The organism is Bradyrhizobium sp. GW821-FHT13H05, from assembly GCF_058804065.1.
In genome coordinates this window covers 321,350-337,288 of record NZ_JBXAPO010000002.1, presented here as the reverse complement: position 1 = coordinate 337,288, position 15,939 = coordinate 321,350, and the positions used below count along the sequence as shown (strand labels likewise).

The window sequence follows — 15,939 nt, the reverse complement described above, 5'->3', positions numbered from 1 at the left end:
TGCTAATCCGGCGGGGCGAGTTGATTGACCATATCCGCCGATTGCGGAGGCCGGCGTCCGGCCCCCGCCTCAGGTCGCTTGCGTCGCACGCCATGTCGCGGCGATACTGTGTGACGCCGCTCGAATCTCATCCGGAGGGGACATGAAAGTTAACATCGAAATCGACTGTACCCCCCTTGAGGCCCGCCAGTTCTTCGGACTCCCCGACGTGATGCCGATGCAGACCGCCGTGATGGACAAGTTGCAACAGCAGATGATGTCCAACATCGAGAAGGTCTCGCCGGAATCGCTGATCCAGAGCTGGTTCACTTTCGATCCCAAGATCGCCGAGCGGTTTCAGGACATGTTCGTCACCATGGCCGGCCTCGGCAGCCCGCGTAGCAGCGACAAGAAGAAATAATGCCGCCCGGGCCGGACAGGCCGCAGGATTCGGGCCGGCTTCGTCCGCCGGGCCTTGGTTTGCTGCTCGCCGAAGCCCGCGGCCTGTTCGAGTTCAACGCGAGCCTGCTGCTGTCGCCGGTCCTGATGCGCGCGCCCAGGGGCGACGGCCATCCGGTGCTGGCGCTGCCCGGTTTTCTCGCCAGCGATTTGTCGATGGCGCCGATGCGGCGTTATCTCGGCGAGCTTGGCTATGAGGCGCATGCCTGGAGGATGGGCCGCAATCTCGGTGGGCTCGGGCGGATGCGCGAAGCCTTGCGCGCGCGGCTTGCCGAAATCCATGCCGCGAGCGGGCGCAAGGTCAGTCTGGTCGGATGGAGTCTCGGCGGCGTCTATGCCCGCGATCTCGCGCTCCAGGCGCCCGAGATGGTCCGTTACGTCGTCACACTCGGCAGTCCGTTCGCCAACGACATACGGGCGACCAATGCGACGCGGCTCTACGAGGCGCTGTCCGGTGAGCGCGTCGAGGATATGGCGGAACTGCGCGAGGCGATCGCCGGCGATCTGCCGGTGCCGGCGACGTCGATTTATTCGCGTGCCGACGGTGTCGTGAACTGGCGGACCTGTCTGCTGCGCCCCTCGGACCGTGCCGAGAACGTCGAGGTGCATCTGGCCAGCCATATCGGGCTCGGTGTGAACCCTGCGGCGCTGTGGGCCGTGGCTGATCGCCTGGCGCAACCGGAGGGAGAGTTCTGGCCATTTGACCGGGCCGGGCCGTTTGCCATTGCATATGCCCCGTCGGAGCGGGCAATATCGACCTGACGAGAAGCGCTGCCTAAGGCGCCCGTCAAACTATTCGGGAGGGAACTATGGCTGACGGTAAGAAGCTGTCGTCGCTAGACGCGTCGTTTCTCTATCTGGAAACGCCTGAGATGCCGATGCATGTCGGCAGCATGGCGATCTTTCGCCTGCCCGACGATTACAAGGGCGACTTCTTCGAAGACTTCAAGGCGATGATCGTCTCGCGTCTGCACATCGCGCCGATCCTCAAAGCGCGGCTGGAGAAGGCGCCGCTCGACATCGACCATCCCTCCTGGGTCGAGGACGACCAGTTCGACATCGATCGTCATATCTTCCGCGCCAGCCTGCCGGCGCCGCGCGATCGCGCCACGCTCGAGCGCATCGTCGGCTGGATGCACGCCAAGCTGCTCAATCGCGCGCGCCCGCTCTGGGAGTTCTACGTGTTCGAGGGCATGAAGGACAACGAGGTCGGGCTCTATTCCAAGATGCACCATGCCGCCATCGACGGTGGCGCCGGTGCGGCGCTGACCAACATGATCTACGACATCTCGCCGGTCCCGCGGAAGGTCGATCCGCCGACGGGCGGCGCGAAGCCTGGACAGGAGCCGCGCGACATCGCGGCGAACCTGCTCGATTCCTACCAGCAGCTCTTCACCCAGCCGCTCGATGCCTCGGCGGCCGCGAAGAACTTGCAACTGCCGCGCACGGGCAAGAGCGATATCGGCTCGATCCTGTTCGACAACGCGATGTACCAGATCGAAAGTGCGGTGCGCTTCGCCGGCAATATCCCGACCATGGTCAAGAGCGTCTCCGACGTGCTCGGCAAGATCTCCGATCCCAAGTCGCGCGAGAGCCTTGCCAGCATGGTGTCGCCGCCGACCATGCTCAACAAGTCGATCTCGTCCGAACGCAGCTTCGCCGGCGTCTCGATTTCGCTGTCGCGATCCAAGGCGCTGGCGAAACAGGCCGGCGGCAAGCTCAACGACGTCGTGCTGGCGCTCGCCTCCGGCGTGGTCCGGCGCTACCTCAAGCAATACGGTACGCTGCCCGCGAAATCGCTGACCGCCGCCGTGCCGATCTCGCTGCGTGAGGAGGGCAACACCGAGGCCAACAATCAGGTGTTCGGCATGATCTGCTCGATCGCGACCAACATCGAAGATCCCAAGGCGCGGCTCGAAGCCATCATCGCGCAATCGACCAAGTCCAAGGAGATGTCGCACCCGCTGCGGGCATTGATGCCGCAGGTCTCAAACATCTCGATGCTGGGCGCGCCGATCGTCGTCCAGATCATGGCGTTGCTGTACAGCCGTTCCGACCTGTCGGACGTGCTGCCGCCGGCCGCGAACATCACGGTGTCCAACGTGCCGGGGCCGCGGCAGACGCTCTATGCCGCGGGCGCCGAGCTGCTGCATATCTTCCCGGTGTCGATTTCGACGCACGGACAGGCGCTCAACATCACCGTGCAGAGTTATCGCGACCAGCTCGATTTCGGCTTCATCGTCGGCGCCAACATCATTCCGCACGTGCAGGTGATGAGCGACATGCTGCCGGAGGAGTTCGCTGCGCTGGAGGCGGCCTATGCTCCGCCCGTGGCCGACATCAAGGGCGCTGCCGAGTAGGAATGTTGTGATGATCGAAATGCCGCCGCTCAAGTTCGTACAGACGAACGGAATCCGCATGGGCTATTACGAGGCAGGCCCGGTCACCGACACGCCGCCGATTGTGCTGTGTCATGGCTGGCCCGAGCTCGCCTTCTCCTGGCGCCACCAGATCAAGGCGCTGAGTGAGGCCGGCATCCGCGTGATCGCGCCGGACCAGCGTGGTTATGGCGCGACCGACCGGCCCGAGCCGGTCGAGGACTACGACATCGAGCACCTGACCGGCGATCTGGTCGGACTGCTCGATCATCTGGAGATCGACAAGGCGATCTTCGTCGGCCACGACTGGGGCGGCTTCATCGTCTGGCAGATGCCGCTGCGGCATATCGGCCGTGTCGCCGGCGTGGTCGGCATCAATACCCCCCATACCAACCGTGCCTGGGCCGATCCGATCGAACTCCTGCGGGCGCGGTTCGGCGACAAGATGTACATCGTTCAGTTCCAGGACCCGTCGCGTGAGCCCGACAGGATCTTTGGCAGCCGCGTCGAGCAGACCTTCGACGCGTTCATGCGCAAGCCGGCGCCGCGCCCACCCGACGCGCCGGCAGAGGAAGTGGTTGCCGGCGTCGGCGCTTCGCCGCGGGTCAATCTGGCGTTTCCGCAGATGATTGCGGCTTACGACGCGAAGCACGATCCGCGTACGCCGATCCTGTCGCCGGAGGAGAAAAAGGTGTTCGTCGACAATTTCACCAGGACGGGCTTCACCGGCGGCATCAACTGGTACCGCAACATGTCGCGCAACTGGCTGCGCTCCGAGGGGCTCGATCACACCGTGCGGGTGCCGTCGCTGATGATCATGGCCGAGAACGACGCGGTGCTGCCGCCGTCTTCCGCCGATGGCATGGACAAGCTGATTCCCGATCTGGAAAAATACCTGGTCCACGACAGCGGTCATTGGACGCAACAGGAGAAGCCGGAAGAGGTCAGCGCCAAGCTGATCGAATGGCGTAGAAGGCGGTTCGGCTAGCGCGCGTCATTTGCGAACTCGTCATTGCGAGGAGCGAAGCGACGAAGCAATCCAGACTGCCTCCGCGGATACATTTCTGGATTGCTTCGCTTCGCTCGCAATGACGACATTGAAGCAGGGGGACTACATTTCGATGTCATCCAAGAACCGTCTGGACCCGATCCCGCAACCGCCGACCAAACCGGTGGTCGGCAACATGCTGTCGCTGGACTCGGCGGCCCCCGTGCAGCACCTGACCCGGCTCGCCAAGGAGCTCGGCCCGATCTTCTGGCTCGACATGATGGGTTCGCCGATCGTCGTCGTCTCCGGCCACGACCTCGTCGACGAGCTCTCCGACGAGAAGCGCTTCGACAAGGCGGTGCGCGGCGCGCTACGGCGCGTGCGGGCGGTCGGCGGCGACGGCCTGTTCACGGCCGACACACGCGAGCCGAACTGGAGCAAGGCGCACAACATCCTGCTCCAGCCCTTCGGCAACCGCGCCATGCAGTCCTACCATCCGAGCATGGTCGACATCGCCGAGCAGCTCGTCCACAAATGGGAGCGGCTCAACGCCGACGACGAGATCGACGTCGTCCACGACATGACCGCACTGACACTTGATACGATCGGCCTGTGCGGCTTCGAGTACCGCTTCAATTCGTTCTACCGGCGCGACTACCACCCCTTCGTCGAGTCGCTGGTGCGCTCGCTCGAAACCATCATGATGACGCGCGGCCTGCCGTTCGAGCAGCTCTGGATGCAGAAGCGGCGCAAGACCATGGGCGAAGACGTCGACTTCATGAACAAGATGGTCGACGAGATCATCGCCGAGCGGCGCAAGAGCGCGGACGCCGTCGACGACAAGAAGGACATGCTCGCGGCGATGATGACCGGCGTCGATCGCTCGACCGGCGAGCAGCTCGACGACGTCAACATCCGCTACCAGATCAACACGTTCCTGATCGCGGGCCACGAGACCACCAGCGGCCTGTTGTCCACTACGCTCTATGCGCTGCTCAAGCATCCGGACATTCTCAAGAAGGCCTATGACGAGGTCGACCGCGTCTTCGGCCCCAACGTCGATGCGAAGCCGACCTATCAGCAGGTGACGCAGCTCACCTACATCACGCAGATCCTGAAAGAAGCGCTGCGGCTGTGGTCCCCGGCGCCGGCCTACGGCATCTCACCGCTCGCGGACGAGACCATCGGCAGCGGCAAGTACAAGCTCCGGAAGGGTACGTTCATCACCATCCTGGTGACCGCGCTGCATCGCGATCCCTCGGTCTGGGGACCGAATCCGGATGCGTTCGACCCCGAAAACTTCAGCCGCGAAGCGGAAGCCAAGCGGCCGATCAATGCCTGGAAGCCATTCGGCAACGGCCAGCGCGCCTGCATCGGGCGCGGCTTTGCCATGCACGAGGCCGCGCTTGCGCTCGGCATGATCCTCCAGCGCTTCAAGCTGATCGACCATCAGCGCTACCAGATGCATCTGAAGGAAACGCTGACGATGAAGCCGGAAGGCTTCAAGATCAAGGTGCGTCCGCGCGCCGATCGCGAGCGCGGCGCCTATGGCGGGCCCGTGGTGGCTGCATCCTCGATGCCGAAAGCGCCGCGTCAGCCGACGGCGCGGCCAGGTCACAACACGCCGATGCTGGTGCTCTACGGCTCCAATCTCGGCACTGCCGAAGAGCTCGCGACGCGCATGGCGGACCTCGCGGAGATCAACGGCTTTGCCGTGCATCTCGGGCCGCTCGACGATTACGTCGGCAAGCTGCCGCAGGAGGGCGGCGTGCTGATCATCTGCGCCTCCTACAACGGCGCGGCGCCTGACAATGCGACGCAGTTCGTCAAATGGCTCGGCGACGACCTGCCGCAGGATGCCTTTGCCAAGGTGCGCTACGCCGTGTTCGGCTGCGGCAACAGCGACTGGGCCGCGACCTATCAATCGGTGCCGCGCTTCATCGACGAGCAATTGTCCAAGCACGGTGCCCGCGCGGTCTATCCGCGCGGCGAGGGCGATGCGCGCAGCGATCTCGACGGCCAGTTCCAGAAATGGTTCCCGGCGGCCGCCCAGGTCGCGACCAAGGAATTCGGCATCGACTGGAACTTCACCCGCACCGCGGAAGACGATCCGCTCTATGCGATCGAGCCTGTTGCGGTGACCGCCGTCAACACCATCGTCGCCCAGGGTGGCGCAGTGGCGATGAAGGTGCTGGTCAATGACGAGCTTCAGAACAAGACCGGGTCCAATCCGTCGGAACGCTCGACGCGCCATATCGAGGTGCAGCTGCCGGCCAACGTCACCTATCGTGTCGGCGATCATTTGAGCGTCGTCCCGCGCAATGATCCGACGCTGGTGGATTCGGTTGCCCGCCGTTTCGGTTTCCTGCCGGCCGACCAGATCAGGCTTCAGGTCGCTGAGGGCCGCCGCGCGCAATTGCCTGTCGGTGATGCCGTGTCGGTCGGCCGCCTGCTCAGCGAGTTCGTCGAGCTGCAGCAGGTGGCGACGCGGAAGCAGATCCAGATCATGGCCGAGCACACCCGCTGCCCGGTCACCAAGCCAAAACTGCTGGCCTTTGTCGGCGAGGAGGCTGAAACGCTGGAGCGTTACCGCACCGAGATCCTGGCTCGGCGCAAATCGGTGTTTGACTTGCTGCTCGAATACCCGGCCTGCGAACTGCCGTTCCATGTCTATCTGGAAATGCTCTCCCTGCTGGCGCCGCGCTATTACTCGATCTCGTCCTCGCCGTCGGTGGACCCAGCGCGTTGCAGCGTCACGGTCGGCGTGGTCGAGGGGCCGGCCGCCTCCGGCCGCGGTACCTACAAGGGCATCTGCTCGAATTATCTCGCCAATCGGCGTGCGGGCGATGCGATCTACGCCACCGTGCGCGAGACCAAGGCCGGCTTCCGCCTGCCGGATGATCCGTCGGTGCCGATCATCATGATCGGCCCGGGGACGGGACTTGCGCCGTTCCGCGGCTTCCTCCAGGAGCGCGCCGCGCGCAAGGCCAAAAGCGCCACGCTCGGCCCGGCCATGCTGTTCTTCGGCTGCCGCCATCCCGATCAGGATTTCCTCTACGCGGAGGAGCTGAAGGCGCTGGCGGCAAGCGGCATCACCGAGCTCTTTACGGCATTCTCGCGCGCGGACGGGCCGAAGACCTATGTGCAGCATGTGCTCGCTGCAGAGAAGGACAAGGTCTGGCCGCTGATGGAGCAGGGCGCCATCATCTATGTCTGCGGCGATGGCGGCAAGATGGAGCCCGACGTGAAGGCGGCGCTGGTTGCGATCCACCGCGAGAAGAGCGGCAGCGATGCCGCCGCCAGCGTGCGCTGGATCGAGGACATGGGCGCGAAGAACCGCTATGTGCTGGATGTCTGGGCCGGAGGGTAGCCCAAAGCGTGCTCCCGTAGCCCGGATGGAGCGCAGCGAAATCCGGGGCGGTCTTTCCTCACGAGAGCGTTTCCCGGATTGCGCTTCGCTCCATCCGGGCTACGAGGCAAATCGTGCTAAAGCTCTCGCATGATTCCCTGGGAAAAGATCGACACCGCCAAGATTCCTGGCTCCGACGAAGAGCTCCGCCTGATGAAGCGTGGCAAGGAGTTTTCCATCAAGCTCGGCACCAACGAGCTGATGAACAACCGCCTGTCGGGCTCGGAAGCGGCACTTGCGACGCTGGCGGCGAAGCAGATCGAGAAAGTTACAAAGCCCGTCGTCCTGATCGGCGGCCTCGGCATGGGCTTTACGTTGCGTGCTGCGCTCACCGTGCTCGGGAGCAAGGCGAAGATCGTGGTTTCCGAGCTGGTGCCTGCGGTGGTCGCCTGGGCGCGTGGCCCGATGGCGGAGGTCTTTGGCGACAGCCTCGATGATGTCAGGGTGAAGATCCGGGAAACCGATGTCGGCGAAATCATCCGGGCGAAGAGCTCAGCCTACGACGCCATTCTCCTCGACGTCGATAACGGACCGGAGGGGCTGACTCGGAAAGGCAACGACGCGCTCTACAGTGCGAGCGGGCTGACGGCGGCGAAGACGGCACTGCGGCCGGGCGGCGTGCTGGCGGTCTGGTCGTCCGGACCCAACCCCGCATTCACCAAGCGTCTCAAACGCGCCGGCTTCGACGTCAACGAAGTCGCCGTCCGCGCCACCGGAAGAGGCGGCGGTGCGCGGCACGTGATCTGGATCGCGCGGAAGGGCTAAGCGGCTAGGCGTAGCCCGGATGGAGCGCAGCGAAATCCGGGGCCGTCGATCTGCGTGCAAGAGTGGTCCCGGATTACGCTGCGCTCCATCCGGGCTACGCCTCTGAGCTGGACTAGAACATCGTGTTGTTGTTCGCCGGGCTTTCCGGGATCGGCTGCACGACGTCCCAGTGCTCGACGATCTTGCCGTTTTCCAGCTTGAAGATGTCGACGATCGCGTTGCCCCTGGTGCCGGGCTCGCGAACCGCGTGAACGTGCAGGATCACATAGTCGCCGTCCACGAACGAGCGCTTGATCTCGCTGTGCGAGTTCGGAAATTTTTCACGAAGAAAACCGATGAACTTGCGAAAGCCGTCGGGGCCATCAGCGGCATTGGGATTGTGCTGGACAGGTTGCCGACATAGACGAGGGCCGCATCAGCGTCCTTCTGATTGAGGCCCTTCTCGTAGAAGGCGAGAACGGCGGTGCGATTGGCTTCTTCCTGCGTGCTGCCGGCGACCGCGGCGCCGTTGACGAGGGACAGCATGAGGATGGAAGCCGCAATCATTGCGACGGACCGGATGACGAGATGCATGTGAGCTCCGAGAGGCCGATGGCCTCTGTCTTGCGAGTGAGGGAGCCTGTATAGCTCTCGCGCCGGCTTGCGTTAAGAGAGTAACCGGAAGCTCACATGGTCACCGTGAGGAGACTTGCTTCAGTCTACGCCGCCTGCGCCGACGCGCCATGGGCGTGCTTGTCGATGGCGCGGATGATATCGGGCCAGAAGCGCATCGGCAGCGCGTGGCCCATGCCGTCGATCATCAACAGCTTTGCGCCCGGAATTGATTCTGCGGTGTCCTTGCCGCCTTCGGGACGGACCAGTGGATCGACGGTGCCGTGAATGACCAGCGTCGGAGTCTTCACGGCATGCAGCCGCTCCTTGCGGCTGCCGGAGGCGAGCACGGCGCGGAGCTGGCGGCCGACGCCGGCGGGATTGAGCCCGCGCGCGAACACGCGCTCGGCGCGATCAGGATCGAGCGCTTCTTCCTCCGGGAAGGAACCGGCGCGCAGCACCTTCCACGTCTGGCCGTAGCGGACGATGAATTCCTCCTTGCTGCGCGGTGGCGGCGCCATCAGCATGGCTGCGGCCTCGCGTGATGGCGGTGGCACGCGCGGATTGCCTGTGGTCGACATGATCGAGGTCAGCGAGCGCACGCGATCGGGAAACGACAGCGTCACCTCCTGCGCGATCATGCCACCCATGGATGCTCCGACCAGATGTGCCGACTTGATGCCGAGCGCGTCCATCAGTCCGACCGTGTCCCTGGCCATGTCGATCAGCTTGTAGGTGGCGGCCACGGGAATCCTGAGAAAGCGCAGCTTCAGCAGCTCGAGCGGCGTCAGCCGTTTGCCGCCCGTGAGATGGCTCGACTTGCCGATGTCGCGATTGTCGAAGCGGATCACGCGAAAGCCGTGCACGGCCAGCTGCTCGCAGAACGCATCGTCCCAATGGATCATCTGTGCGCCGAGCCCCATGATCAGCAGCAGCGGCTCGGCATTGTCGTTGCCGAAAATCTCGTAGCAGATGTCGATGCCGTTGGCGCGGACGGTTTGGGGCGGCTGATGAGCGGTCACGGGCGCGTTCCCTTGGCTTCTGATCCCTGTGTATCGCACGGTTTCACGCCGCAAAGAAGCCGCGTGCGCCGCACCGGATGACCTGCCGGTTGACCGCCATCGCGCAACGGTGTGGTATGGCCAAAAAAAGAAGGGCGTCGCAGCTCTCGATACCAGGAGGACGCCGATGACCGACAAGACCAACGACCCCGTCGCCATGTGGCAGAAGATGATGGGTGAGATGGAGAAGGGGTTCAACTCCTTCGCCAACCAGGCCATGTCGTCGCCCGAGTTTTCGCAAGCCGTGAACCGTGCGGGCGGCGTTGCTGCAGGTGCTCAGAAGCAGCTCGGCGAGCTCATGGAGAAATACCTCGTCTCGATGAACCTGCCGAGCCGGGAGCAGGTCACTGGCCTCGCAGAACGGCTCCAATCGATCGAAGCCCAGATCGGCGAAATGAAGTCGATGCTGAGCCAGATCGCGGCGAGTTCCGGGATATCGCAGGGCTTCGACGGGGCACCGAAGCCGCCGCGGACCAAGCGTCCGCCCTCCGAGAATGGAGGACAAACATGAATGCTCCTACCGGACTTGATTTTGCATCCATCCCGGAGCGCATCCAGTCCGAGGTGCAGCGCGCCATCCAGCGCAGCATCAAGGGCGTCGAATATTTCTCGACCTCCGGCCCAACGCTCGGCTCGACGCCGAAAGACGTGCTGCATTCGCGCGGCACGATGAGCCTCTATCACTACCGGCCGATGTCGGACGAGATCTACCGCGTGCCGGTGCTGATCGTGATGGCCACGACCAATCGCGGTTATATCCTCGACCTCGTGCCCGGCCAGAGTTTCATCGAATTCCTGCTGAAGCGCGGCTATGACGTCTACATGCTGGACTGGAGCGCGCCGCGGCCGGAGGAGAAGAGCCTGCGGATGGAGGACTACGTCCTCGATTTCATCCCGGATTGCGTCCGCCGCGTGCAGGTGGATTCCGGCGAGCGGGACGTCTCCGTCATCGGCTATTGCTTCGGCGGCGTGCTGTCGCTGCTTTACGGCTCGATCCACAAGGACGGGCCGATGAAGAATTTGATCTGCTTCACCACGCCGATCGACTTCCGCGAGATGAAGCTGTTCTCGAACTTCTCGGACCGACGCTATTTCGACGTCGACCGCCTCGTCGACAGCGTCGGCAACGTGCCGCCGGAAATGATCCTGTCCTCGTTCGAGATGTTGCGCCCGGCCTCGCGCACGGTCAGCCAGATCCAGCTCTGGGAGAACATCTGGAACGACGAGTTCGTCAAATCCTACCGGATGTTCGACCGCTGGGCGACCGATACGCTGCCGCTCGCAGGCGAATATTTCCGCACCATCACCAAGGACCTGATGTGGGACAACAAGCTGTTCAATGACACCATGTCGGTGGGCGGTCGGGCGGCGAAGCTGGAAGACATCAAGGTGCCGTTCCTGCACGCGGTCGCCGAGCACGACCATATCGTGCCCTATGATGCCGCAAAGCACCTGATCGCCAAGATTGGGTCGGAGGACAAGGAAGAGGTGATGCTGAAAGGCGGTCACGTCTCGTTGGTCGCCGGCGCCAACGCAGTGAAGCGGCTGTGGCCGAAACTGGATGCCTGGCTGGGGAAGAGATCGACATGAGTGAGCAGCGTTCCTATCCGCGTCACATCAAGACCGATGCCGGCGATATCGAGATCCGCCTGATGTCGCCCGCGGACGAGGCCGCGGTGCTGGCCTTCGGCAAGGGCCTGCCGACCCATGACCTGTTGTTCCTGCCGCGTAACATCAGTGAGCCGAAGGTGCTGTCGGCCTGGGTCAAGGAGATCGAGCGCGGCGCCATCACCAGCCTTCTTGCTGTCAAGGACGGCAAGGTCGTCGGCTGCGGCACGCTGGTGCGCGATCCGCATTCCTGGTCGCCCCATGTTGGTGAGATCCGGATGGTGGTTTCGCTCGACGTGCGCGGGAAGGGGGTAGGGCGGGCGCTGTCGCAGGAGACCTTTGCGCTCGCGCTGGGGGCCGGCCTGGAAAAGCTGTCGGTCCAGATGACGGTCGACCAGCAGGCGGCGATCGCGCTGTTCGAGAGCCTCGGCTTCAAGGCCGAGGCGCTGTTGCGCGACCATGTCCGGGACGTCGAGGGCAAGACCCACGACATCGTCGTGCTCGGCCACAACATCGCACAGGTCCAGGCCCAGATGGAGGCCTACGGCTTGCCGGGCGCGGTGCAGCACTAGGTCGCCTGGGGAACCGAACTGGCTAGAGAGGCGCCAAATTGCCTCCCATTAAGGCTGTTCACGATTTCGTGATATCGCAGTGCAATATGGATATTGCATCGCACAATTAACTATGCCATATAGGTCGTGCCCCGGGCCAACGAGGACGGGGTGAGCCCATAGCTCAACCCAATGAGGATGGAGAGAACCCCATGACCACCGAAACCAACACCGCTTTCGAAGGCTTCAAGGACGCATTCAAGAACATCCAGAACCTGGAAGTTCCCGAGGCCGCCCGCGAATTCGTCAAGAAGACCGCCAACACCGCCAAGGACCGTGCGGCCGAGGTGTTCGCTGGCTCCGAGCGCGTGACTGCCGCCGTCGAGAACGCGGTGTCCGAGTCCGTCACCGAGGCCGGCAAGATCAGCCGCAACATCCAGCAGGCGATCTACGAAGACGCCGAGGCGTTCTTCTCGGGCATCGACAAGCTCGCGTCCGCCAAGTCGTTCAGCGAAGCCGTCGAGATCCAGTCGAGCCTGCTCCGCGCCCGCGGCGAAGCGTTCGTCTCGCGCGCCAAGGCGACCACCGACTATCTCGGCAAGCTCGCCGCCAACGGTGCGAAGTCCGCTCAGGACAATTTTGCCAAGGTCTACACCAAGACCGCCTGATCCGGCGCCTGAGTAAAACTGAAATTTGAGGCCCGCTTCGGCGGGCCTTTTGTTTTTTTGCGCTGCCGTCATTGCGAGGAGCGAAGCGACGAAGCAATCCAGAGTCTTCCCGCGGAAAGATTCTGGATTGCTTCGCTTCGCTCGCAATGACGAGTACTGTGATGCAGTTATGCCCTCACCCGCCACCTTCTCCTTCGACAGCCCCGGCGACGCCGAACGCGCGGCCGAGCTGCGCCGCGTCAAGGCGCTGGCGACGCTGGTGCTGGCCTCGACGCTTGGTCTGTTCGTCGTCGCGAAATGGCTGCTGCCGGTGCATCCCGTGTTCGGATTCATCGCGGCCTTCGCGGAAGCCGCGACCATCGGCGGAATTGCCGACTGGTACGCCGTGGTCGCGCTGTTCAAGCGGCCGCTCGGCCTGCCGATCCCGCATACCGCGATCATCCAGAGCAACCAGGCCCGCATCGCCGACAAGCTCGGCGAGTTCATTCAGGTGCATTTCCTCGAGGCGGGTCCCGTCGAGGCCAAGCTGAACGAGATCGATTTCGGATCCTTCGTCGCCGACTGGCTGCGCGACCGCAAGCGCAGCGACGACCTCGCGCGCTTCGCGCTGCGCCTTTTGCCGGAGGCTGTTTCCGCAACCGAGACGTCGGGCCTGATGACCTTCATCATCCGCCGGATGTCCTCGCAGCTCCAGGCGATCGACCTGGCGCCGCTCGCGGCCGGCACGCTGCGCGGCTTCGTGGCGGAGGGGCGGCACCAGATCCTGTTCGATGATCTCCTGCGCATCATGCACGAGACGCTGAACCAGATCGAGACGATGGCGATGATCCGCGAGAAGGTACGCGCGGAGTTGCCGACCCTGCTCAGGCTCTATCGGGCCGACAAGTTTCTGGTAAACAAGATCGTGGCGTCCGCCACAGCTTTCTTCAATGAGGTGCGCAGCGATCCCAGGCACCCGTTCCGCGGCGAGTTCGACCGCATGGTGCTGAGCTTCGTTGACCGGCTCGGCACCGATCAGGCCTATATCGACCGCATCGATGGCTTGAAGCGCGATCTCTTGGCGCGGCCCGAGCTTGCCGATCTCGCCCGCACCGTCTGGGCCAATGCACGCTCTTTCATCGAGCGTAGCGCGTCAGGTGAGACACAGGTGCTTCAGCACCATCTCGCCGGCATGTTCGTCTCCGCGGGCGACGCGCTCGCCGGCGATGCCGAGCTGCGTGGCGAGATCAACAAGGGCCTTGTCGCTGTGCTGCGCAGCTTCGTCGCCGACCAGAAGAGCGGCGTCTCCACCTTCATCTCCGACCAGGTCAAGGCTTGGGATATGGCGCAACTGATTTCGCTGATCGAAATCAATGTCGGCCGCGACCTGCAATACATCCGCTTCAACGGCTCGCTGATCGGCGGGCTCGCCGGACTTGCACTCTACTCCGTAGAATTCCTGCTCCGATTGTTGTGACTTTTCCATCACGCCCGTTAGCATTAACGCGCGGGCCTATTGTGGCCCCGTGTCTGTCCGGCTTGAATGTCGGGAACCGGCCGCCTAGCTGATTCATGTTGCGCTGCGGAACGTTTGAGAAGCCGGCGTATTGGAATTCATGCCCATTGCCGGCATCGTAGCCGGCGCCTCCCAGGGGAAATATTGATGACCGCTACTGCCCAGACGCTGCGTCCGCCGTCCCGTACCCTGATGTTTCTGGAAGGGCGCGCGATCCACGAGTTCGGCGCATTCCTCGGCGCGCTGCCGCTGCTGAGCCTTGCGCCGCGTGGCGATGGGCATCCCGTGCTGGTGCTGCCAGGCCTTGTGGCCTCCGATGCGTCCACGCGCGCGTTGCGCACCTTTCTATCCGGCAAGGGCTACGCGGTGAGCGGTTGGCGCCAGGGCCGCAACTATGGCCTGCGTCCGGGCGTGCAGCATGCGATGGTCGATCTGGTCGAGGAGCTCAGCGACAGGCACGGCCGCAAGATCAGCCTGGTCGGCTGGAGCCTCGGCGGCCTCTATGCGCGCCAGCTCGCCAAGATGATGCCCGAGCGCGTGCGCCAGGTGATCACCCTTGGCAGCCCCTTTGCTGGTGACCCCCATTCGACCAATGCCTGGCGCGTCTATGAATGGGCGAGCGGGCAGAAGTCCGACGAGGTGGATCCGCAGTTCGGCGGCGAGCTTGCCGTCCCGCCGCCGGTGCCGACCACCGCCATCTTCAGCCGCACCGACGGCGTCTGCGCCTGGCAAGGCTGCATGGAGAAGCCGGGCGCGCAGACCGAGAGCATCGAGATCGAGAGCAGCCATTGCGGCATGGGGCACCACCCCGCCGCGGTCTATGCCGTGGCTGACCGGCTCGCGCAGAGGGAGGGCCAGTGGAAGCCCTTCGACCGCAGCGGCTGGCGCAGCCTGGCGTATCCCGACCCGCATAGGTGATCTCTTCGCCTCTCCCCGCGCATGTCCACCGAAGCTTCAGCGAAGGCGGATGCGGGGAGAAGGGGGAGGGTGTCCGCAACAGCGTCGTTCCCGTCCATTGTCGCGCCCGCATTAAACGCGCTATGCCTCGCGCATGGCGCATCCGCTCTCCCGCATCATCGACCAGCTCAAGCGCGAGCCGTCGCGCACCGGCTCCATCGTCATCACCGTGTTCGGCGACGCCATCGTGCCGCGCGGCGGTGTGGTGTGGCTCGGCACGCTGCTGGAATTCTTCCAAAGCCTTGATATCGACAGCGGCGTGGTGCGCACCGCGATGTCGCGTCTCGCCGCCGATGGCTGGCTAACGCGCGAAAAGGTGGGCCGCAACAGTTTCTATCGCCTGGCCGACAAGGGAAGTCAGACTTTCGAGGCCGCGACGCGCCACATCTATGATCCGCCAGCGTCGGACTGGACCGGGCGCTTCGAGTTGCTGCTGATCGGAAATGGCGAGGAGCGTGACGTCTCGCGCGAGGCGCTGCGCAATGCCGGTTTCGGCAGTCCGCTGCCGGGCGTGTGGGTGGCGCCGTCGGGCGTGCCGGTGCCGGACGAGGCTGCGGGCGCCATCCGTCTCGAAGTCTCCGCCGAGGATGACAGCGGCCGCCGCCTGCTCAGTGCGAGCTGGCCGCTGCAGCGCACCGCGGACGCCTATCTGAAGTTCATGAAGACGTTCGAGCCGCTCCGCGCTGCGCTCGTGCGCGGCGCGGATCTGTCCGAAGCCGATGCCTTCACCGCGCGCATCCTGCTGATCCACCACTATCGACGCGTCGTGCTGCGCGATCCGCTGCTGCCCGAGAGCCTGCTGCCGGCGGATTGGCCGGGCAGGGCTGCCCGCGAGCTCTGCGGCGAGATCTATCGCGCGCTGCTCGCCCCGTCCGAACAATGGCTCGATGGCCATGGGACCAATGAAAAAGGGCCGCTGCCGCCGGCCCGAAAACTCCTGGAACGGAGGTTCGGCGCCTGATTAATATGTTACAGAAATATCTTGCATGACGTGATTTTTGTTATATATTGTCCCCCAATAAAACGGGAG

General features: G+C 63.9%; 14 protein-coding genes and 1 pseudogene. 13 read left to right on the top strand and 2 right to left on the bottom strand.

What is annotated here, in order from left to right:
• Window positions 1–142: 142 nt before the first annotated feature.
• The 6 genes from AC1RR3_RS06020 (at window position 143) to AC1RR3_RS05995 (ending at window position 7,978) form a co-directional block, all read left to right on the top strand.
• Entirely contained in the window at window positions 143–400 is a 258-nt protein-coding gene (locus tag AC1RR3_RS06020; protein ID WP_254129974.1) for a DUF6489 family protein, read from the top strand.
• Window positions 400–1,200: an esterase/lipase family protein gene (locus tag AC1RR3_RS06015; protein WP_492820360.1), complete on the top strand. Its 801-nt coding sequence runs from the start codon at window positions 400–402 to the stop codon at window positions 1,198–1,200. Before AC1RR3_RS06020 ends, AC1RR3_RS06015 begins: the two co-directional genes overlap by 1 nt.
• 47 nt (window positions 1,201–1,247) lie before the next feature.
• Window positions 1,248–2,798, top strand: a complete 1,551-nt coding sequence (locus tag AC1RR3_RS06010) for a WS/DGAT/MGAT family O-acyltransferase (RefSeq protein ID WP_492820358.1) — start codon at window positions 1,248–1,250, stop codon at window positions 2,796–2,798.
• Window positions 2,799–2,808: 10 nt separating this feature from the next.
• Window positions 2,809–3,804, top strand: coding sequence for an alpha/beta fold hydrolase (locus AC1RR3_RS06005; protein WP_492820356.1), 996 nt, complete (start codon window positions 2,809–2,811; stop codon window positions 3,802–3,804).
• Between the two features lie 133 nt (window positions 3,805–3,937).
• Complete coding sequence (locus AC1RR3_RS06000; protein ID WP_492820353.1) at window positions 3,938–7,174, top strand: bifunctional cytochrome P450/NADPH--P450 reductase; 3,237 nt, start codon at window positions 3,938–3,940, stop codon at window positions 7,172–7,174.
• A 129-nt stretch (window positions 7,175–7,303) separates the two neighbouring features.
• A complete protein-coding gene (locus AC1RR3_RS05995) occupies window positions 7,304–7,978 on the top strand; it encodes a spermine/spermidine synthase domain-containing protein (protein ID WP_492820351.1) in 675 nt (224 codons plus the stop codon).
• A gap of 112 nt (window positions 7,979–8,090) precedes the next feature.
• Here the strand turns inward: AC1RR3_RS05995 and AC1RR3_RS05990 are convergent.
• Both AC1RR3_RS05990 and AC1RR3_RS05985 read right to left on the bottom strand, forming a co-directional pair.
• Window positions 8,091–8,551: pseudogene (locus tag AC1RR3_RS05990) on the bottom strand (nuclear transport factor 2 family protein).
• Between the two features lie 125 nt (window positions 8,552–8,676).
• Entirely contained in the window at window positions 8,677–9,591 is a 915-nt protein-coding gene (locus AC1RR3_RS05985) for an alpha/beta fold hydrolase (RefSeq protein WP_492820349.1), read from the bottom strand.
• Between the two features lie 166 nt (window positions 9,592–9,757).
• On the opposite strand from AC1RR3_RS05985, the gene AC1RR3_RS05980 reads away from it, so the two are divergent.
• From AC1RR3_RS05980 to paaX, 7 genes are all read left to right on the top strand, one after another.
• Window positions 9,758–10,141, top strand: coding sequence for a hypothetical protein (locus AC1RR3_RS05980; RefSeq protein WP_492820347.1), 384 nt, complete (start codon window positions 9,758–9,760; stop codon window positions 10,139–10,141).
• Complete coding sequence (locus tag AC1RR3_RS05975; protein WP_492820345.1) at window positions 10,138–11,220, top strand: PHA/PHB synthase family protein; 1,083 nt, start codon at window positions 10,138–10,140, stop codon at window positions 11,218–11,220. Before AC1RR3_RS05980 ends, AC1RR3_RS05975 begins: the two co-directional genes overlap by 4 nt.
• Entirely contained in the window at window positions 11,217–11,810 is a 594-nt protein-coding gene (locus AC1RR3_RS05970; RefSeq protein WP_492820343.1) for a GNAT family N-acetyltransferase, read from the top strand. The genes AC1RR3_RS05975 and AC1RR3_RS05970 overlap by 4 nt, the downstream gene beginning before the upstream one ends.
• A 191-nt stretch (window positions 11,811–12,001) precedes the next feature.
• Complete coding sequence (locus tag AC1RR3_RS05965) at window positions 12,002–12,457, top strand: phasin (RefSeq protein WP_492820341.1); 456 nt, start codon at window positions 12,002–12,004, stop codon at window positions 12,455–12,457.
• Window positions 12,458–12,626: 169 nt separating this feature from the next.
• Entirely contained in the window at window positions 12,627–13,913 is a 1,287-nt protein-coding gene (locus tag AC1RR3_RS05960) for a DUF445 domain-containing protein (protein WP_492820339.1), read from the top strand.
• Between the two features lie 186 nt (window positions 13,914–14,099).
• Window positions 14,100–14,870, top strand: coding sequence for an esterase/lipase family protein (locus AC1RR3_RS05955; protein ID WP_492820337.1), 771 nt, complete (start codon window positions 14,100–14,102; stop codon window positions 14,868–14,870).
• A 133-nt stretch (window positions 14,871–15,003) separates the two neighbouring features.
• Entirely contained in the window at window positions 15,004–15,870 is an 867-nt protein-coding gene (paaX, locus tag AC1RR3_RS05950) for a phenylacetic acid degradation operon negative regulatory protein PaaX (RefSeq protein ID WP_492820335.1), read from the top strand.
• Window positions 15,871–15,939: the final 69 nt, after the last annotated feature.